The organism is Paracoccus sp. R86501, from assembly GCF_042466435.1.
Lineage (GTDB): Bacteria > Pseudomonadota > Alphaproteobacteria > Rhodobacterales > Rhodobacteraceae > Paracoccus.
The window spans coordinates 2,962,197-2,981,264 of the sequence record NZ_JAXHPZ010000001.1; the positions used below are offsets into that span (position 1 = coordinate 2,962,197).

Sequence of the window (19,068 nt, forward strand, 5' to 3'; positions counted from 1 at the left end):
CGGGGACATGCAGCACATTGCTTGGACCTATGCGATTGTTGTCCAATTCCCGATATCCGGCCGGCGGTGGCGATGCGTATCACTAGACTGCCCATCTCGGACCGGCTGAGCAGGCGGATCGAACGCCAGTACCTGATCGCGCGCGCATTCAACCGACGTCGCGCCCTGAAATGCATCGTCAATCGCACCGCCCAGATCCGCAAGGACGACGTGCTGGCCTTTGTCACGCTGCGCAACGAACGTGTGCGGCTGCCGTATTTTCTGGATTACTATCGCAACCTTGGCGTGAAGCATTTCCTGTTCGTCAACAACAACAGCCATGACGGCAGCGGGAACTATCTGTCCGAACAGCCCGACGTGTCGCTGTGGTGGACCAATGCCGGCTACAAGCGGTCGCGGTTCGGCATGGATTGGATCAACCGACTGCTGATGAAATACGGGGACGGCCATTGGTGCCTGACCGTCGATCCCGATGAATTCCTGATCTATCCGCACAGCGACACGCGGCCATTGCAGGCGTTGACGAACTGGCTGGAGGCTTCGGGACGGCGGTCATTTCCCGCGATGCTGCTGGACATGTATCCACGCGGCAACATCGAGGACGAGATCTATGAGGAGGGCGCCGATCCCTTCACCATCGCCCGGTGGTTCGATCCGGCGAATTACACGATCACCAAGAACCCCTATTACGGCAACCTGTGGATTCAAGGGGGGCCGCGGACGCGCAATTTCTTCACCTCGGATCCGATCTCGGGACCGGCGCTGAACAAGACGCCGCTGGTGAAATGGTCGTGGCGCTATGCCTATGTCAGTTCGACCCACATGCTGCTGCCCAAGTCGCTGAACCAGGTCTATGACGAGGACGGCGGCGAACAGGCCTCGGGGTGTCTGCTGCATGCCAAGTTCCTGTCCACCTTCGCCGATAAATCCGCCGAGGAGCTGGACCGCCGCCAGCATTATGCCAACAGCAAGGAATACAAGGCCTATCACGCCGGGCTGACCAGCGGCACCGACCTGTGGTGCAGCGAATTGCGCGAATATCAGGACTGGCGCCAGCTGGAGGATCTGGGGCTGATGTCGCGGGGGAACTGGGCATGACCGAAGCCTGCGACATCCGCCTTGGCGTCATCCTGCTGTGCCACGCGCAGCTGGACGTGGCCGCGCATATGGCGCGCATCTGGGTCAAGGGCGGTGCCCGTGTTGTCATCCACATCGATGCCAAGGCCCCGGCCAAAGCGGTGGCCGCGATGAAGGACAGCCTGCAGGACCTGCCCGACATCGCCTACTCGCGGCGGATGTCGTGCGATTGGGGGCGGTTCTCGCTGATCCAGGCGACGCAGGATGCCGCGCAGCTGCTGCTGGAGAAGCATCCCGATCTGACGCATGTCTATCTGGCATCGGGGTCGTGCCTGCCGCTGCGCCCCGTCTCGGAACTGTGCAGCTATCTAGGGATGGATCCGGAACGCGACCACATCGAAAGCGTCAGCGCCAATGATGTCGGCTGGACCGTCGGCGGCCTGAACGAGGAACGCTTTACCCTGTATTACCCGCTGGACTGGCGGCGGCAGCGCTGGTTGTTCGACCGGCTGGTCGACTGGCAGCGGCGGATGAAGATCAGGCGGCAGCCCCCCAAGGGCCTTGTTCCCTATCTGGGATCGCAATGGTGGTGCCTGACCGCATCCACCCTGCGCGCCATTCTGGACGACCCGCGGCGCGAGGAATTCGACCGTTACTTCCGTCTGACCTGGATTCCGGACGAAAGCTATTTCCAGACGCTGGCCCGCCGCCACGCGATGCGCATCGAGAGCCATACGTTGACGCTGGCCAAGTTCGATCAGGACGGGCGGCCCTATCAGCTGTACGACGATCACGCCCGCATGCTGGAGGAGTTGCATTGCTTCGTGGCGCGCAAGATATGGCCGGGGGCACGGCTGCTGCTGGACCACTTCCCCGTCGCACGATCGGGCGACGGCGGATTGCGCCCGCCGCAGCCGCAGCGGTTCGAACGCATGATCAGCCGCACGGTGCGCCGCCGCACACAGGGGCGGCCGGGCCTCTACATGCAAAGCCGCTATCCTCGCAAGGACAGCGAAAACGGCAAGACCTCGGCGCCCTATGCGGTCTTCCAAGGGTTCACCGACATCTTTCCCGGCTTCGAGGACTGGCTGGCGGGCATCATCGACGCCGACATCCACGGGCATCTGTTTGCCCCACAGATGGTGGAATTCGCGGGCCGTCCCGATATCGGGCCCGGGGCGATATCGTCGAACCCGCAGATCCGCGACCGTGATCCGCAGGGCTTTCTGACGGCCCTGATCCGCATCGCGCCGCGGATGCAGGTCTTCCAGACCAGCCCGCGCGACAATCAGGCACTGAACTGGTTCATGGCCACCGATCCCAACGCGCATATCCACGTCGTCACCGGCGCCTGGATGCTGCCATTGCTGGAATCGGAAATGCCCTTCGACGACATCCGCCGCGTTACCGCCATCCTGCAGCGTGCGGAAACGGACCACCTCGAGGTGCTGAATTCGGTCTGGGTCAAGGCGCGGGTGCAGGTGCACGAACTGAACGATTTCCTGGCGCGCCCCCAAGGCGTCATCATGCAGGCCCTGCAGCAGATGCCCGTCGCGCCAAGCGTGCTGGACAGCATGCCGCGGATGCGCAATCTGGACGGTCTGTCCGAACTGTTGCGCCGCCTGCGCAATTCCGGGCTGCGGCCGCGCCTGTCGGGCGATGGCCTGCCGCTTGTCGATACCCCTCTGCCTGAAAGGACGGCCGCCGAATGACCGAACCATTTCGCAGCTTCGTGATCTTTGCCGAGATGCGGACCGGCTCGAACCTGCTGGAAGCGACCCTGAACGGGCTACGCGGCGTCACCTGCTTTGGCGAGGCGTTCAACCCCTATATGATGGGCTGGCCCGACAAGGACGAGCTGGAAGGCGTCACCCGGGCCGAGCGAGAGGCCGACCCGTTGGTCCTGCTGAACCGGCTGATCGACAAGCCGGGGCATATGTCGGGCTTCCGCTATTTCCACGATCACGACCCGCGCGTCTTCGATGCCATCATGACCGACGCCAGCTGCGCCAAGATCATCCTGACGCGCAATCCGCTGGACAGCTATGTCTCGACGCGGCTGGCATGGGATACCAACCAGTGGAAGCTGAACGAGACCGAGACCCCGATCCCCGCGACCATCACCTATGACGGCCCCGAGTTCCGCCAGATGCTGGATGCGGTCGAACGCTTTCAGGCGCGGGTGCTGCACCGGATGCAGGTGTCGGGTCAGACCGGTTTCTGGCTGGGCTACGAGGATCTGCGCGATGCCGACGTGATGACCGGATTGGCGCATTGGCTGGGGCGCAGCGACGTGGCCCGACTGGAGCCTGCCCGCGACCAGGTCCCGCAGAACCCGCGCGAACTGGCCGAAAAGGTGAAGAACTTCGACCAGATGCAGCAGGACCTGCAGCAGGTCGATCCCTTCATCCTGCGCCGCATCCCGAACTTCGAACCGCGCCGGGGGCCTTCCGTCCCCAGCTTCACCGCCGTCGAGGCGGGGCAGGGGCTGCTCTACATGCCGGTGCGTTGCGGTCCGGGCCCGCAGGTGCGCGACTGGATGGACAAGCTGGGCGATCTGGGGCAGGATTTCACCCAATCCAGCCTGCGGCAATGGAAGCGCAAGCACCCCGGCCATCGCAGCTTCACCGTGCTGCGCCACCCGCTGTATCGGGCGTGGCATGCCTTCCAGCAGGTTCTGACCGACGGTCCGGTCGAATTGCGCCAACTGCTGCGCCAGGTCCAGCGGGTGCCGCTGCCCGATGACAACGACCTGAGTGGTCTGTCGCAGGATCAGCAGCTGGACCTGTTCAAGCCGTTCCTGAACTTCCTGCGCCGCAATCTGAACGGCCAGACGACGCTGCCGACCTATGCCGCATGGGCCAGCCAGTCCGAGGTGATCTCGGGCTTTGCGCGTTTCGCCACGCCCGACATGCTGATCCGCGAGGATCGGCTGGCGCAGGACATGGAACTGCTGGCGGGGGCGGCGGGGATCGGCAACGCCAAGCTGCGACACCTGCAGGTCGATGCGATACCCGAATTTCTGCTGCGCCAGCCGCTGATCGACGCGGCGCGGGCGGCCTATCTGCGCGACTACATCGCCTTCGGGTTCGAAGACCCGGCGTAAAGGAAAAGGGGCCGCATCGGGATGATGCGGCCCCCCTTCGGGATCAGGCTTTCAGCAGGGCTGCCAGCTCGGCCTGCTTTTCGCGGACCAGGGCGGCATCGCCATCGGCCTCGACGTTCAGGCGAACGACCGGTTCGGTGTTCGACTTGCGCAGGTTGAAGCGCCAGTTGCCGAAGTTCAGCGACACACCGTCCAGATCGTCACGGCTGTCGGCTTTCGCCTCATAGGTGTCGATCAGGCGCGCGATGGCTGCATCGGGATCGGCGATGGTATAGTTGGTTTCCCCCGACGACGGGTAAAGCCGCATCCGCTCTTCCAGCAGTTCTGCCAGCGTCTTGCCCTTGCGCGACAGCAATTCGATCATCAGCAACCACGGGATCATGCCGCTGTCGCAGTAATAGAAGTCGCGGAAGTAATGGTGGGCCGACATCTCGCCGCCATAGATGGCGCTGACGTCGCGCATCTTGCGCTTGATGAAGGCGTGACCGGTCTTGCTGACCACAGCCTCGCCGCCGGCTTCCTCGATCATGGCGCGGGTGTTCATGATGACGCGGGGGTCATGCACGATCTTCTCGCCCGGCGATTTCTCAAGGAAGGCAGCGCCCAGAAGGCCGACGATATATTCGCCGGGAATGAAGCGGCCGTTTTCGTCGAAGAAGAAGCAGCGGTCGAAATCGCCGTCCCATGCGACGCCCAGATCGGCCTTTTCGGCGATCATTCGTTCGACGGTGGGGGGCTGGTTTTCGTCCAGCAGCGGGTTCGGGATGCCGTTCGGGAAGCTGCTGTCGACATTGTGGTGCATGCGCACGAAGGTCAGCGGCGCGCCGCGGCGTTCCAGTTCGGCGGCGATGGCGTCGAAGGTCGGGCCCGCGGTGCCATTGCCAGCGTTGACCAGGATCTTCATCGGGCGCAGCGCGTCGATGTCGACGAAATCGGCCATGCGGCTGGCGTATTCGGCGCGGGCATCGCTGAAATCGGTGACGCTGCCCTTGGTGGCCGGGGCGAAATCGCCATTGGTCGCCAGTTCGACGATGGGCGGCAGTTCCGTCGCAGGGTCCAGCGGCGCCGAGCCACGGCCCACGATCTTCATGCCGTTGTAGTTGATGGGGTTATGCGAGGCCGTAACCTCGATCCCGCCATCGGTATCCTGGTTGCCGGTGTGGAAATACACCTCCTCGGTGCCGGCCAGACCCAGGTCCAGCACGTCTGCGCCGCCATCGGTCAACCCTTCGATCAGGGCTGCGGCCAGTTCGGGCGAGGTTTCGCGGCTGTCGCGGCCCACGACCACACGCTTGGCGCTGCGGGCCTGCGCAAAGGCGCGACCGATGCGATAGGCGACATCGGGGTCAAGGTTCTTGCCCAGTTCGCCGCGCACGTCATAGGCTTTGAAGCAGGTAATCTCGCGCCTGCCAAGCTGATCATTTCCGGTCATTCCGGATCCTCCGATGCTATTGTTGCTATCAGCGCTAACAGGTTCGACCTTAAATTCAAGCACCCGGCTTGGCGAGGGCCGGAAAAGTCAACCTGCAACCTTGGGATCAGGTGACGTCGCCCGTCCATGACGCTAGATTCCCGTCAAACCGACCGGAGGATACCGATGCAAGCCACCGCCCTGATCCAAGCCTATTACGACGCCTTCAACGCCGGACAGACTGATCGAATGCTGGACCTGCTGCATGACGATGTCGAACACCATGTCAACGAAGGACAGGTCCGCAAGGGGCGCGATCTGTTCGCGGCCTTCAACGCCCATATGACCGACAGCTACCGCGAGGAACTGACCGATATGGTCATCATGGCGAATGGCGACCGTGCTGCGGCGGAATTCGTGGTGAACGGCACTTATCTGAAAACCGACGAAGGCCTGCCGCCCGCCAATGGCCAGACATACCGCCTGCCCGCGGGCGCGTTCTTCACCGTCAGGGACGGCAAGATCGCCCGCGTCACCACCTATTACAACCTTGCCGACTGGATGCGGCAGGTCAGTCAATGAGCGTGACCACCCGCGTCCTGACCGGGCAGGCGCTGGCCGATGCGCTGGACGATGTGGCGCGGTTGCGGATGGCGGTGTTTCGCGACTGGCCCTATGTCTATGACGGAGACGCGGATTACGAACGCGAATATCTGCAGGCCTATCTGTCGCCCGGTGCGGTGGTCGTGGCCGCGCTGGATGGCGACCGGATCGTGGGGGCGGCCACGGGCGCACCGATGGCCGATCACGCCGCCGATTTCGCCGCAGCCTTCCAGAACCGCCCCGAGGATTTGGGCGACATCTTCTATTGCGCGGAATCGGCGCTGCTGCCGCAATATCGCGGGCAGGGCATCGGGCATGCCTTCTTCGATGCGCGCGAAGAACACGCCCGCAGCCTTGGCCACCGCTATAGCGCCTTTTGCAGCGTGATCCGCCCCGACGACCATCCCGCCCGTCCTGCCGATTACCGCCCGCTGGACCCCTTCTGGCGCAAGCGGGGCTATGAACCGCAGCCCGATGTCGTGGCCCGGTTCGCATGGAAGGATCTGGGTCAGGCCGAGGAAACCGACAAGCCGCTGCAATTCTGGATGAGGGCTTTGTGAAGATCGCGACCGCCGCCTATCCCATCGACTGGTTCGACAGCTTCGACGACTATCGCGCCAAGATCAGTCGCTGGGTGGCGGATGCCCAAGGCGCCGACCTGCTGGTCTTTCCCGAATATGCCGCGATGGAGCTGGCATCGCTGGGCGGGCGCGACGTGGCAGGCGATCTTGAGGCAAGCCTGCATCAGGTCGCCCGCCATGCCGATGCCGTGCGCGACCTGCATCTGGAACTGGCGGCGGCGCATGGCTGCCACATCCTTGGCGGATCAGGGCCGGTTTTCGACGGGCCGCGGCCGGTGAACCGCGCCGTGCTTTATAGCCCACACGGCGTCATCGGGCATCAGGACAAACAGATCATGACCCGGTTCGAGCGTGAGGATTGGGACGTGACCGGCGCGCCGGGGCTGCGGGTCTTCGACACGGCGCTGGGCCGCATCGGCATCCTGATCTGCTATGACAGCGAATTTCCCCTGCTGGGGCGGGTGCTGGCCGAGGCGGGGGCCGAACTGCTGCTGGTGCCCAGCTGCACCGATACGGTTGCAGGCTTTCACCGGGTACGTATCGGGGCGATGGCGCGGGCGCTGGAAAGCCAATGCATCGTGGTGCAGGCCCCGACCGTGGGTGATTGCAACTGGATGCCGGCGCTGGATGAAAACCGTGGGCGTGCGGCGATTTACGGTCCGCCGGACGGATTTTGGCCGGAAACGGGCATCATCGCCGAAGGTCCGATGAACGCAACAGGCTGGGTCCAAGCAGATGTCGATCTGACCCGCGTGCGTCAAAGCCGCGCCGAGGGGGCCGTTCTGCCCTTTGCCCATTGGCCCGAGCAGGCCCGCAGCCGTCTGTTGACCGATTAGTGTTGGGATTTACACCAAATTAACTGGATTGCGCTTTAATCGCGACATCAATGCGCCATATCCTGCAGTCATGCTTTATGTCACCGACACTCTCTCCATCGAGGAATGGGAACTTTCCGAACAGTTCACCCGATCGCAAGGTCCGGGTGGGCAGAACGTGAACAAGGTCGAAACCGCCGTCGAACTGCAATTCGAGGCGGAAAGGTCGCCCAATCTCTCGGATACCGTGAAACGCCGGCTGCAGAGGCTGGCCGGTCGCCGTTGGACATCCGAAGGCGCGCTGTTGATACTGGCGCAGGAAACCCGCAGCCAGGCACGCAACCGCGAACTGGCCCGCGAACGGCTGGCCGAACTGATCCGTCAGGCCCTGACCGCCCCCAAACGCCGCATCGCGACCCGCCCGACCCTTGGCAGCCAGCGCCGCCGCCTGAAGGCCAAGACGGTGCGGTCCGGCGTCAAAGCAATGCGCGGCAAGGTGGATGACAGCGAATGAGCCGTCTGGCCCGGGCCCTGAACATGCTGTTGGGACGCAGGCCGGTTGCCATGCAGGTGGGCGCGATCTGCTGCGATCCTGCCGCGCGCAAGGTGCTGCTGGTGACCAGCCGCGACACCGGTCGGTGGGTCATCCCCAAGGGCTGGCCGATGGCCGGTCGCAGCCTGTCCGAGGCCGCAGCGCAGGAAGCATGGGAGGAAGCGGGCGTTCGTGGCCGGATCGAGGCGCGCGAACACGGGCGATTTAGCTATGACAAGGGGCAGGATCGGGGCTTTGCCGTCCCGGTCGAGGTGCGTGTCTTTCTGCTGTCGGTCCAGAAGCTGCACGATGATTTCCCCGAGGCGGACCAACGCAAGCGCCGTTGGTTTTCCCCCGCCGAGGCCGCCCGCATGGTGATCGAACCGGAACTGAAGACGCTGCTTGAGAATTTGGAAGATCATGATCTTCAGCTTTGACCCCCGACCCGCGCCATGAGCGATCGCCCCAGTTTCCGGACGCTCGACAAGGATCTTGGCCGCATCACCCATGCCGAGGTCGCACAGATGCACGCCTTCCGTCCCGTCTGGCGGCTTGGGCTGACAGTGCTGGCTCTTGTCGGGCTGCTGCTGATCTTTCTGGCGCTGTCGGGGGCCGCGCCGGGGGTGCTGGCGACGGGGGCGGGGCTGGTCGTGGCGGCCTGGCTGGGCGTGGCCATCGGGTCGAACGATGTCGCGAACTCGCTTGGACCGGCGGTCGGGGCGGGGGCGATCAAGCTGTTGCCGGGGCTGATGCTGGTGGCTGCGGCGGGTCTGCTGGGTGCGTTTCTGGCGGGCGGCGCGGTGTCGGACCGGCTGGCGGGGGGGATCATCGATCTGGCACCGCTAAGTCGGGGGATCCGCGGGCCGATGGTGATGGTGGCGGCACTGATCGGGGCGGCATCATGGATCACGCTGGCAACGGGGATAGGCCTGCCGGTCAGCACGTCGCATTCCATCGTCGGCGGGATCGCGGGCGCGGGGGCGGTGGCCCTTGGGGTGTCTGCGGTGGCATGGTCAACGGTGCTGATGATCGCCCTTGTCTGGGTGGCGACGCCGCTTGTGGCGGGCAGTCTGGCGGCGATGCTGCTGGTCTTTCTGCGCGCCAATGTGGTCGATGCGCCTGACCGGGGGGCTGCCGCGTTGCGCTGGCTGCCGTGGATGGTGGCGACGATGTGCGCTTCATTCGCGGTCTATGTCGTGGTGCTGACCTTCGACGGCGCGCAACTGATCCTGTTGCAGCCCGCCGCCGCCGCGCTTTGCGGGGCTGCCGGTTACGGCATCACCCATCGCGGCGTATTGCGCGAATTGCAGGACCATCCGAAAAAGCCCAGCACCAAGCGTCTGCTGCGTCCTGCGCTGCTGATTGCGGTGGTCATCATGGGCTTTGCGCATGGCGCCAATGATGTCGGCAACATCGCGGGTCCCCTGTCGGTCATCCTGCAGGGGCATGCGGTCAGCGGGCAAATCGGCGCAGTGCCCTCGGCCATTCTGGTCGGGGCGGGGTTGGCCATCGCTGCGGGGACGCTGCTGTTCGGCAGGCGGCTGGTCAATATGGTCGGCAGCGGCATCACCAAGCTGAACGCGGGTCGCGCCTTCTGTGTGTCGCTGGCGACGGCTGTGACGGTGCTTTTCGCCTCCAGCTTCGGGCTGCCGGTGTCAACGACGCATGTCGCGGTGGGCGGCATCTTTGGTGTGGGTTTCGCCCGCGAATGGCTGGACCGCCGCCGCGACGCCAGCCATGACGCCATGCCCGTCGAGGAGACCCGCCGTCGCATGCTGGTGCGCCGCAGCCACGTCGTCACCATCACCGCCGCATGGCTGGTGACGCTGCCGATCACTGCGGGCCTTGGGGCGCTGGCCTGCGCGCTGGTCCTGCGCGCGACCGGGGTCTAGACCGTGACGGCCTGCGTTTCCTGCGCGCCGACGCCGAAGACCCGCTTGTAGCGTTCGATCTCGGCTGCGGGGCCGGTGGCCTTTGCGGGGTTGTCCGACAGCTTGACGGTCGGCCTGCCGTTGGCCGCGACCGCCTTGCAGACCAGACTGAAGGGCGCCAGCCCGTCGCCCGGCACCAGCCCGCGGAAGTCGTTGGTCAAGAGCGTACCCCAGCCGAAGCTGACCTTGACCCGCCCGTGGAACTGCTTGTGCAGCGCCACGATGCGGTCCTGATCCAGCCCGTCGGAAAAGATGATCAGCTTCTGGCGCGGATCCTCGCCCCGGTCCTTCCACCACTGGATGGCGGTTTCCGCGCCCGTCGCGGGATCGCCGCTGTCGATGCGGATGCCGGTCCAGCCGGCCAGCCAGTCGGGGGCATCGTTCAGGAAGCCCGCGCTGCCATAGGTGTCGGGCAGGATCATGCGGAGGTTGCCCTCGTGCTCCTCGTGCCAGTCGGCCAAGACGTCATAGGGGGCCTGCTTCAGCGCCGCGTCGGTTTCGGCCAGCGCGGCATAGACCATGGGCAGCTCATGGGCGTTGGTGCCGATAGCCTCGATGTCGCGGTGCATGGCGATCAGACAGTTCGAGGTGCCGATGAAACGGTCGCCCAACCCCTCGATCATGGCCTGCACGGCCCAATCCTGCCACAGGAAGCTGTGGCGCCGCCGCGTGCCGAAATCTGCGATGCGCAGGTCGTCCAGCTTGCGCAATGTCTCGATCTTTTCCCACAGGCGCGTCATGGCGCGGGCATAGAGCACCTGCAGCTCGAACCGGCCCATGTCCTTCAGGACGGCGCGGGATCGCAGCTCCATCAGGATCGACAGGGCGGGAATTTCCCACAGCATCACCTCGGGCCATTTGCCTTCGAAGGTCAGCTCGTATTGGCCGTCGCGTTTCTGCAGGTGATAGGCAGGCAGACGCAGTCCTTCCAGAAACTCCATGAAGTCGGGGCGGAACATCTGGCGCTTGCCATAGAAGGTGTTGCCGCGCAGCCAAGTGCTTTCGCCCCGCGTCAGCGACAGGTCGCGCACATGGTCCAGCTGTTCGCGCAGCTCGCCCTCGTCGATGATATCGGCCATGCGGACCGATTTGCTGCGGTTGATCAGGCTGAAGGTGACATTGGTTTCGGGGTTGTTGCGAAACACCGACTGGCACATCAGCAGCTTGTAGAAATCGGTGTCGATCAGGGACCGCACGATGGGGTCGATCTTCCACTTGTGGTTATAGACGCGCGTGGCGATATCGACCATGACCGCTTTCCTTATGGCATTTCGTCTTTCGTGCCCGTTCCGACCGCAGGGTGCAAGCCCGCGTCAGACCAGCGCCACCCCCGCGTCGCGCATGGCTGTGCGGGCGGTGGCAAGGCTGCCGTCCATGTCGATGGCACGGCAGGCATCCTCGATCACCCGCGTTTCAAAGCCCAGTTTGGCGGCGTCGATCGCGCTCCAGGCGACGCAGAAGTCATGGGCCAGACCGACCAGCGACAGCTGCGTGATGCCGCGTTCGCGCAGATAGCCCGCAAGCCCCGTCTGCGTCCGGTGGTCGTTTTCATGAAAGGCCGAATAGCTGTCGATCCCCGCGCGGAACCCCTTCCGCAGCACCATATCCGCCCGTCTGACGTCCAGATCGCGGTGAAAAGCGGCGCCCGGCGTGCCGATGACGCAATGGCGCGGCCACAGAACCTGCGGGCCATAGGGCATCTGCACCACGTCGAAGGGGGCCGCACCGTCGTGGTTGTCGGCAAAGCTGGTGTGGTCAGCGGGATGCCAGTCCTGCGTCAGGATGACGGTCCCGAACCCCTCCATCAGCTTGTTGATCGGCGCGACGATCTGGTCGCCATGGGGCACGGCAAGGTTGCCCCCCGGGCAGAAGTCGTTCTGCATGTCGATCACGATCAGCGCGTTTGTCATGGACCACCTGTGCAATTCCCTGGGTGCGCAGTAAGCCGAAGGCATGCCGTCAGCGTCAACCCCCGATGCGTCCCCCGATGCGATGGCGACCCTTGCCCCGACCCGCGCCGCTGTCTAAATCACGGCCATGCTGATCGTTGCCGCCCTATATCATTTCGCCAAACTGCCCGACCCTGCGGTCAGGCAGGAACCGCTTCTGGACCTGTGCCGCGCGCAGGGGCTGTGCGGCACGCTGCTGCTGGCGCGTGAAGGCATCAACGGCACCATCGCCGGCCCGCGCGACGGGATCGATGCGGTGCTGGCGCATATCCGCGACTGGCCGGGTTTCGGTGGGCTGGAATGCAAGGAAAGCACCGCCGCGACGCCGCCCTTCGCCCGTATGAAGGTGCGCCTGAAGTCCGAGATCGTGACCATGGGCCAACCGGACGTGGACCCGACGGCGGCTGTCGGCAACTATGTCAGTGCGCAGGACTGGAACGAGCTGATCAGCGCCCCCGATGTGGCCGTCATCGACACCCGCAACGAATACGAGGTGCAGATCGGCACCTTCAAGGGTGCGGTCGATCCCGGCACCACCAGCTTCCGCGATTTTCCTGCATGGTGGGAAGAAAACGCCCATCGCTTCCACAACAAGCGGATCGCGATGTTCTGCACCGGCGGCATCCGCTGCGAGAAATCGACCAACTACCTGATGTCGCAGGGCGTCAAAGACGTCTTTCACCTGAAGGGCGGCATCCTGAAGTATCTGGAAGAGGTCCCGCAGGACGACAGCCTGTGGCAAGGCGAATGCTTTGTCTTCGACCAGCGGGTCAGCCTTGGTCACGGGTTGGAACAGGGCCAGCACCAGCTGTGCCACGCCTGCCGCCGCCCCCTGTCCCCCGAAGACCGCCAGCGCCCCGAGTTCGAGTTGGGTGCCTGCTGCCATCGCTGCGTCGATGAATACACGCCCGCGGACCGTGAACGGTTCCGCGAGCGTCAGCGTCAGTTCGACCGGGACGCCTGAGGGACGACCCTAGCCTGCGGTGCCCACGCCACCCGCGGCGATCGCCGCCATGTTCAGGATGTCGCTGACGGTCGAGTTGGTGGAACAGATCTGGATCGGCTTCTGCACGCCCGTCAGGATCGGGCCGATGACGGTCGCCCCTGCCATTTCCTGCAACAGCTTGACCGAGATGGATGCCGAGTGCCGCGCAGGCACCACCAGCACGTTGGCGGGTGCGGTCAGGCGGCTGAACGGATAGCGCGCCGCCGCGTCCATGTTCAGCGCGACATCGACGGTCATCTCGCCCTCGTATTCGAAATCGACGCCGCGGGCATCCAGCACGCGGGCCGCATCGGCCATCTTGATCGCGCGTTCGCTGACCGGATAGCCGAAGTTCGAAAACGACAGGAAGGCTACGCGCGGGTCCAGACCCAGACCACGGGCGACCGAGGCCCCGCGGCTGGCAATATCGGCCAGATCCTCGGCCTCGGGCCATTCATGGACCAGCGTATCGCCGATCAGCACGATCCGGCCCCGGTGCAGCACGGCGGTGATGCCCACGGCACCGTCCTGAGGGCGCACATCGAAGACATGGCCGATCTGCGCCAGCACCGGCGCGTTCTTGCGGGTCGCGCCCGTCACCAGCCCGTCGCCATGGCCATGCGCCAGCATCAGGGCGGCAAAGATATGGCGGTCGCGGTTGGCCAGCTTCGAGGCATCCTCCCGGTCGACGCCCTTCCGTTGCAGGCGCTGATAGAGGAAATCGTGATAGCTCTCCAGATGGCGGGTGTTGCCGGCGTTTACCACGGCGATTTCGCGGAAGGCATCGCCCATGCCCAGGGTCTCCAGCTCGGATTTGACCTCGGCTTCGCGGCCGACGACCAGCGACTGGCCCATGCCGCCGCGTTGCCATGCGACGGCGGCACGCAGCACGCGGGGATCGTCGCCCTCGGCAAAGATCATCCGGGCCTGCTTGGAGCGGGCGCGAGCATGGATGCCCTGCAGGATCGAGGCCGTCGGATCCATCCGGTTCTTCAGCGTCTGGACGTAACCCTCCATATCGATGATCGGACGACGGGCGACGCCGGTTTCCATGCCAGCCTTGGCGACGGCGGGCGGGATGACGTGGATCAGGCGTGGGTCAAACGGCGTCGGGATGATGTAATCGCGCCCGAACTGCAGCTTGCGGCCATAGGCGACGGCGACCTCGTCGGGCACATCTTCGCGGGCCAGTTCGGCCAAGGCGCGGGCGCAGGCGATCTTCATCTCGTCGTTGATGGCGCGGGCGTGGATGTCCAGCGCGCCGCGGAACAGATAGGGAAATCCAAGGACGTTGTTGACCTGATTGGGATAATCGCTGCGTCCGGTGGCCACGATGGCATCGGGGCGGACGGCATGGGCGTCTTCCGGGGTGATTTCAGGGTCGGGATTGGCCATGGCGAAGATGACCGGATTATCGGCCATGCCCATGACCATATCCTGCGTCACCGCCCCCTTGGCGCTGACGCCAAGGAAGACGTCGGCACCTTTCAACGCCTCTTCCAGACTGCGGGCCTGGGTCACGACCGCATGGGCCGATTTCCACTGGTTCATCCCCTCGGTCCGGCCCTGATAGATGACGCCCTTGGTATCGCACATGATGCAGTTGTCGTGCCGCGCGCCCATGGATTTCAGCAGTTCAAGACAGGCGATGCCCGCGGCACCGGCGCCGTTCAGGACGATGCGCACATCCTCGATCTTCTTGCCCGACAGTTCCAGCGCGTTGATCAGACCGGCGGCGCAGATGACGGCGGTGCCATGCTGGTCGTCGTGAAAGACCGGGATGTCCATCAGCTCTTTCAGGCGCTGTTCGATGATGAAGCATTCGGGCGCCTTGATATCTTCCAGGTTGATGCCCCCGAAGGTCGGCCCCATCAGCTTGACGGCGTTGATGAATTCATCGGCGTCTTCGGTGTCCAGCTCAAGATCGATGGCGTTCACATCGGCAAAGCGTTTGAACAGCACCGCCTTGCCCTCCATCACCGGCTTCGAGGCCAGCGCACCCAGATTGCCCATTCCAAGGATCGCCGTCCCGTTGGAAATCACCGCCACCATATTGCCCTTGGTGGTATAGTCATAGGCCGTCTCGGGGCGGTCGGCGATGGCCTGAACCGGCACCGCGACGCCGGGCGAATAGGCCAGCGACAGGTCGCGCTGCGTGGTCATGGGGGTCGATGCGACGATGTCGTATTTGCCGGGGCGCGGCTCAAGGTGATAGGCCAGCGCCTCTTCGGGGGTGATCCGTGTGCTGCGCGTGGTCTTGTCGGTCATGGTGCCCCCCAAAGGATGTGTCCGACATGCTTAGCGCGCAGATTTAGGGGCATCAACGCGCAACCCTGACGGGTTGCGCTAACATCCGATCAGATGGTGACTTTGCTGAAACTGTCGCGCAGGGCATTGGACCAAGCGGCGCTCATCTCCATGAAGTCGGGGTCGCCGTCCTGAATGCGGCGGCGCAGGGTCACGCCGCAATGGTCACGCGCGATGACCGCCATATCCAGCGGCATGCCCACCGACAGGTTCGACCGCAGCGTCGAATCCATCGACAGCAGCACCGCCTTCTGGGCGTCCTGCAGGCTGGTTTCGGGGGTCACCACGCGGTCGAGGATCGGCTTGCCGTATTTATGTTCGCCGATCTGCAGGAAGGGGGTGTCCTCGGTTGCCTCGATGAAATTGCCCTCGGGATAGATCAGGAACATGCGCATGTCGCCGCCCTGACGCTGGCCCGCGACGATCATGCTGGCGGATGCCTGCTGTTTCAGCTCGCGGCACTGGTCGGCGATTTCGCGTCGCGTGCGGGACAGGGTGTCGCCGATGATCGTGGCCACGCGCAGCATGGTCGGCGCCTTCAGGATCGAGGTGGTCTCATCGGCCAGTTCATCCTCGATCGCCTCTTCCAGGCGGGCGATGGTGGTCTGGGTGACCGACAGCGATCCCGCCGTCATGATGGTGATGATGCGTTCGCCGGGGTTTTCAAAGAAGAACATCTTGCGATAGCACGAGATATTATCCAGCCCCGCATTGGTGCGGGTATCCGACAGCAGCACCAGCCCGGCATCCAGTTTAAGTCCGACGCAATAGGTCATCGGCGGTCGTTTCCCTTCGTATTCCGTCGGGCAGACTAGGGTTCTGCCGCCAGCAGGGCAATCAGTTCTATTGGACAGGCGCGCGGTCGATTTCAAAAGACAGTTCTTGGCAACAGGCTTTCATATCGTGCAACTTTCGACCATCACGATATCGGAGCCTTCGACATGTCCAATCCCCTTGCACTGACCCGCCGCGGCTTTCTGACCTCGGGGGTGGCGGGTCTGACGCTGGTGGCGCTGCATCCCTTTTCGGCCCGCGCCGAGGCCGGTCAGGCGCATCTGCGCATCATGGAAACCACGGACCTGCATGTGCATGTCTGGCCCTATGATTATTACGCCGACAAGCCGGTCGATACGCTGGGGTTGGCACGTACGGCGGCACTGGTTCAGCAGATCCGGTCGCAGGCCACCAATTCGATCCTGTTCGACAATGGCGATTTCCTGCAGGGCAACCCCTTGGGCGATTACATCGCTTATGAACGCGGCATGGCCGAGGGCGAGATGCATCCTATCATCACCGCCATGAACAAGGTCGGCGTTGCGGCGGGCACGCTGGGGAACCACGAATTCAACTATGGGCTGGATTTCCTGAAACATACGCTGGCGGGGGCGGGTTATCCCGTCGTCTGCGCCAACGTGGTGACCGACCGCGGCGCGACGCCCGATCTGGATCAGACGCTGGTGCCGCCCTATGCGATCATCGACCATGACCTGACCGACGGGGCGGGCGTGTCGCATCCGATCCGCATCGGCGTCATCGGCTTTGTTCCGCCGCAGATCATGCAATGGGACCGCGCGCATCTGGAGGGCAAGGTCACCACCCGCGACATCGTCGAAGCCGCCGAGGCCTGGGTCCCCAAGCTGCTGGAACAAGGGGCCGAACTGGTCGTGGCGCTGTCCCATTCCGGCATCGGCGGTGCGACGGCCGTGCCGCAGATGGAGAACGCCTCGGTTGCGCTGGCGGGGGTGCAGGGCATTGATGTCGTATTGACCGGACATCAGCATCTGGTCTTCCCCGGCCCGGATTTCGAAGGCGTCGAAGCGGTGGACGTGGCGGCGGGCACCATCAACGGCAAGCCGGCGGTCATGGGCGGCTTCTGGGGGTCGCATATGGGTCTGATCGACCTGCTGATGGAACGGCAGGGCGACCGTTGGGTCATTGCCAGCCATCAGTCCGAGGCGCGCCCCATCTATGAGCGCGACGAGGATCGCAATGTCACCCCCTTGGTCGAAAGCGTTGCCGCTGTGCAGGATGCGACCAAGGCGGAACACGAGGAAACGCTGGATTACATCCGCCGTCCGGTGGGGCAGACCAGCGCGCCGCTCTATAGCTATTTCGCGATGGTGGCCGATGATCCTTCGGTGCAGATCGTCTCGAACGCGCAGGCCTGGTATATCGAACAGATGATGGCAGGGACCGAACACGAGGGCCTGCCGATCCTGTCAGCGGCGGCGCCCTTCAAGGCGGGCGGTCGCGGCGGTGCGGATTACTATACCGATGTGCCGACCGGCGATATCGCCATCAAGAACGTGGCCGATCTGTATCTCTATCCCAACACCATCCGTGCGGTCCGCATCACCGGCCAGCAAGTCAAGGACTGGCTGGAACGCAGCGCCGGGGCCTTCAACCGGATCACGCCGGGGCAGGCGGATCAGCAACTGATCAACGGCGATTTCCCCAGCTATAATTTCGACGTGATCGACGGGGTCAGCTACCAGATCGACCTGTCCCAGCCCGCACGGTTCGACAGCGAAGGCGCCGTCGCCGATGCCGGGGCGAACCGGATCGTCGATCTGACGTGGCAGGGCAAGCCGTTGGACATGGCGGCCGAGTTCATCGTGGCGACGAACAACTATCGTGCCTCGGGTGGGGGATCGTTCCCGGGGGCGGATGGCACCACTGTCGTCTTCGAAGGCCCGGACACCAACCGCGACATCATCGTGCGCTATATCGTCGAACAGGGGACCATCGACCCGCAGGCGGACGGTAACTGGTCATTCGCGCCTTTGGATGGGGCGACGGTGCTGTTCCAGACCGGACCGGGGGCGGCAAGCTATGTCGCGGATATCACCACGCTGGAAATCGCGGCGGCGGGTGAGGGTGATGACGGTTTCGCCCTCTACCGGATCACGTTGTAGCATTTGGCAAGACTGGGGCGGGCGCTAACCCACCCCAGTCGGATTATTGCGCCAGTTCCTCGACCCGGACGGCGACGGCCAGTTCCTCGGCGCCGCTGCCCATGGCGACGCCGCGGATGGGGGCGGCATCGGACGCGTCCAACCCAGACCCAAGCCGGACATAGCGTTCGTCGGGGCAGCATTTGTTGGCGGCGTCGAAGCCGACCCAGCCCAGCCCTTGTACATGGATCTCGGCCCAGGCATGGGCGGCGTCATGCGCCTTGCCGTCAACGGTCGAATGCAGATAGCCCGAGACATAGCGCGCCGGCAGATTGCGGACGCGCGCCAGCGTCACCAGCGCATGGGTGTGGTCCTGACAGACGCCTTCACCCAGTGCCAGCGCCTCGGAGGCGGTGGTGGCATGACCGGTCACGCCGGGCTTGAAGGCGATCCTGTCGCCGACGGTCGTCAACAGCTGATGCGCCAGATCAAGGCTGTCGCTGGTGCTGCCCTGTACCGACGTCGCCAGATCGCGCAGGCTTTCATCGACCTTTGTGGCGGTGGTTTCCCTCAGATAGGCCATCGGGTGGATCATCTCGCGGTGGCCGCGCAGGACGCCGGCCAGATCGCGGGTGTCGATGCGGCCTTCGATGCTGATGGTGACCTGATCGACGGGGCCACGGACGTTCCAACCCTCGATCCAATCACCGGCGCCGTCACGGAAGCCGGGGCCGCGAATGCCGTCGGTCACGTCGATCTGCCATTCGTGGACCTTCTGGCCCTCGAAGATCGACGGCGTCAGGCGCAGGCTTTGCACCAGATTGCGGATCGGGCGACCATAGCGATAGGTCGTTTCATGTGAAATGCGCAGTTTCAT

The 19,068-nt window shown here is 64.2% G+C and carries 17 protein-coding genes; 11 read left to right on the plus strand and 6 right to left on the minus strand.

Going from position 1 to position 19,068, the window contains the following annotated elements; translation table 11 throughout:
• Positions 1 to 72: 72 nt before the first annotated feature.
• From SJY40_RS14490 to SJY40_RS14500, 3 genes are read left to right on the plus strand one after another with little or no spacing between them, the layout of a single operon-like run.
• Positions 73 to 1,098 carry a glycosyltransferase family 2 protein gene (locus SJY40_RS14490; RefSeq protein ID WP_378947938.1) on the plus strand — a complete coding sequence of 342 codons (1,026 nt, stop codon included), beginning with the start codon at positions 73 to 75 and terminating at the stop codon, positions 1,096 to 1,098.
• Positions 1,095 to 2,789: a beta-1,6-N-acetylglucosaminyltransferase gene (locus tag SJY40_RS14495; protein WP_378947941.1), complete on the plus strand. Its 1,695-nt coding sequence runs from the start codon at positions 1,095 to 1,097 to the stop codon at positions 2,787 to 2,789. The genes SJY40_RS14490 and SJY40_RS14495 overlap by 4 nt, the downstream gene beginning before the upstream one ends.
• Positions 2,786 to 4,183: a hypothetical protein gene (locus tag SJY40_RS14500; protein WP_378947944.1), complete on the plus strand. Its 1,398-nt coding sequence runs from the start codon at positions 2,786 to 2,788 to the stop codon at positions 4,181 to 4,183. Before SJY40_RS14495 ends, SJY40_RS14500 begins: the two co-directional genes overlap by 4 nt.
• Before the next feature lie 43 nt (positions 4,184 to 4,226).
• Here the strand turns inward: SJY40_RS14500 and SJY40_RS14505 are convergent, their stop codons facing one another.
• A complete protein-coding gene (locus SJY40_RS14505) occupies positions 4,227 to 5,615 on the minus strand; it encodes a phosphomannomutase (protein WP_378947946.1) in 1,389 nt (462 codons plus the stop codon).
• A gap of 165 nt (positions 5,616 to 5,780) precedes the next feature.
• Between SJY40_RS14505 and SJY40_RS14510 the strand changes: the two genes are divergently transcribed.
• The 6 genes from SJY40_RS14510 to SJY40_RS14535 all read left to right on the plus strand — a co-directional run bounded on the left by SJY40_RS14510 (position 5,781) and on the right by SJY40_RS14535 (position 10,017).
• A complete protein-coding gene (locus tag SJY40_RS14510) occupies positions 5,781 to 6,176 on the plus strand; it encodes a ketosteroid isomerase-related protein (RefSeq protein ID WP_378947949.1) in 396 nt (131 codons plus the stop codon).
• Positions 6,173 to 6,757 (plus strand): GNAT family N-acetyltransferase, encoded by a 585-nt coding sequence (locus SJY40_RS14515; protein WP_378947952.1) that lies wholly within the window; start codon positions 6,173 to 6,175, stop codon positions 6,755 to 6,757. Before SJY40_RS14510 ends, SJY40_RS14515 begins: the two co-directional genes overlap by 4 nt.
• Positions 6,754 to 7,614 carry a carbon-nitrogen hydrolase family protein gene (locus SJY40_RS14520; protein ID WP_378947955.1) on the plus strand — a complete coding sequence of 287 codons (861 nt, stop codon included), beginning with the start codon at positions 6,754 to 6,756 and terminating at the stop codon, positions 7,612 to 7,614. Before SJY40_RS14515 ends, SJY40_RS14520 begins: the two co-directional genes overlap by 4 nt.
• Positions 7,615 to 7,684: 70 nt before the next feature.
• The gene (gene arfB / locus SJY40_RS14525; RefSeq protein WP_378947957.1) at positions 7,685 to 8,107 is read left to right on the plus strand and encodes an alternative ribosome rescue aminoacyl-tRNA hydrolase ArfB; all 423 of its coding nucleotides are present in this window, start codon (positions 7,685 to 7,687) and stop codon (positions 8,105 to 8,107) included.
• The gene (locus SJY40_RS14530) at positions 8,104 to 8,562 is read left to right on the plus strand and encodes an NUDIX hydrolase (protein WP_378947960.1); all 459 of its coding nucleotides are present in this window, start codon (positions 8,104 to 8,106) and stop codon (positions 8,560 to 8,562) included. Before arfB ends, SJY40_RS14530 begins: the two co-directional genes overlap by 4 nt.
• 15 nt (positions 8,563 to 8,577) lie before the next feature.
• Positions 8,578 to 10,017 (plus strand): inorganic phosphate transporter, encoded by a 1,440-nt coding sequence (locus SJY40_RS14535; RefSeq protein WP_378947963.1) that lies wholly within the window; start codon positions 8,578 to 8,580, stop codon positions 10,015 to 10,017.
• Here the strand turns inward: SJY40_RS14535 and pncB are convergent.
• Together pncB and pncA are read right to left on the minus strand one after the other, a co-directional pair.
• Positions 10,014 to 11,306 carry a nicotinate phosphoribosyltransferase gene (gene pncB / locus SJY40_RS14540; protein WP_378947966.1) on the minus strand — a complete coding sequence of 431 codons (1,293 nt, stop codon included), beginning with the start codon at positions 11,304 to 11,306 and terminating at the stop codon, positions 10,014 to 10,016. The two genes, SJY40_RS14535 and pncB, sit on opposite strands and share 4 nt — an antisense overlap.
• A 63-nt stretch (positions 11,307 to 11,369) precedes the next feature.
• Positions 11,370 to 11,966 carry a bifunctional nicotinamidase/pyrazinamidase gene (pncA, locus tag SJY40_RS14545; protein ID WP_378947969.1) on the minus strand — a complete coding sequence of 199 codons (597 nt, stop codon included), beginning with the start codon at positions 11,964 to 11,966 and terminating at the stop codon, positions 11,370 to 11,372.
• A gap of 127 nt (positions 11,967 to 12,093) precedes the next feature.
• On the opposite strand from pncA, the gene SJY40_RS14550 reads away from it, so the two are divergent.
• Positions 12,094 to 12,969: a rhodanese-related sulfurtransferase gene (locus tag SJY40_RS14550; protein WP_378947971.1), complete on the plus strand. Its 876-nt coding sequence runs from the start codon at positions 12,094 to 12,096 to the stop codon at positions 12,967 to 12,969.
• Positions 12,970 to 12,978: 9 nt separating this feature from the next.
• Here SJY40_RS14550 and SJY40_RS14555 read toward each other — a convergent pair whose 3' ends face one another.
• Positions 12,979 to 15,258 (minus strand): NADP-dependent malic enzyme, encoded by a 2,280-nt coding sequence (locus SJY40_RS14555; protein ID WP_378947973.1) that lies wholly within the window; start codon positions 15,256 to 15,258, stop codon positions 12,979 to 12,981.
• A gap of 89 nt (positions 15,259 to 15,347) precedes the next feature.
• The gene (locus SJY40_RS14560; protein WP_378947975.1) at positions 15,348 to 16,073 is read right to left on the minus strand and encodes a peptidase; all 726 of its coding nucleotides are present in this window, start codon (positions 16,071 to 16,073) and stop codon (positions 15,348 to 15,350) included.
• A 165-nt stretch (positions 16,074 to 16,238) separates the two neighbouring features.
• On the opposite strand from SJY40_RS14560, the gene SJY40_RS14565 reads away from it, so the two are divergent.
• On the plus strand, positions 16,239 to 18,212 hold the full coding sequence (locus tag SJY40_RS14565; protein WP_378947977.1) for a bifunctional 2',3'-cyclic-nucleotide 2'-phosphodiesterase/3'-nucleotidase: 1,974 nt from the start codon (positions 16,239 to 16,241) through the stop codon (positions 18,210 to 18,212).
• A 43-nt stretch (positions 18,213 to 18,255) separates the two neighbouring features.
• Here SJY40_RS14565 and SJY40_RS14570 read toward each other — a convergent pair whose 3' ends face one another.
• Entirely contained in the window at positions 18,256 to 19,068 is an 813-nt protein-coding gene (locus SJY40_RS14570; RefSeq protein WP_378947980.1) for a transglutaminase domain-containing protein, read from the minus strand.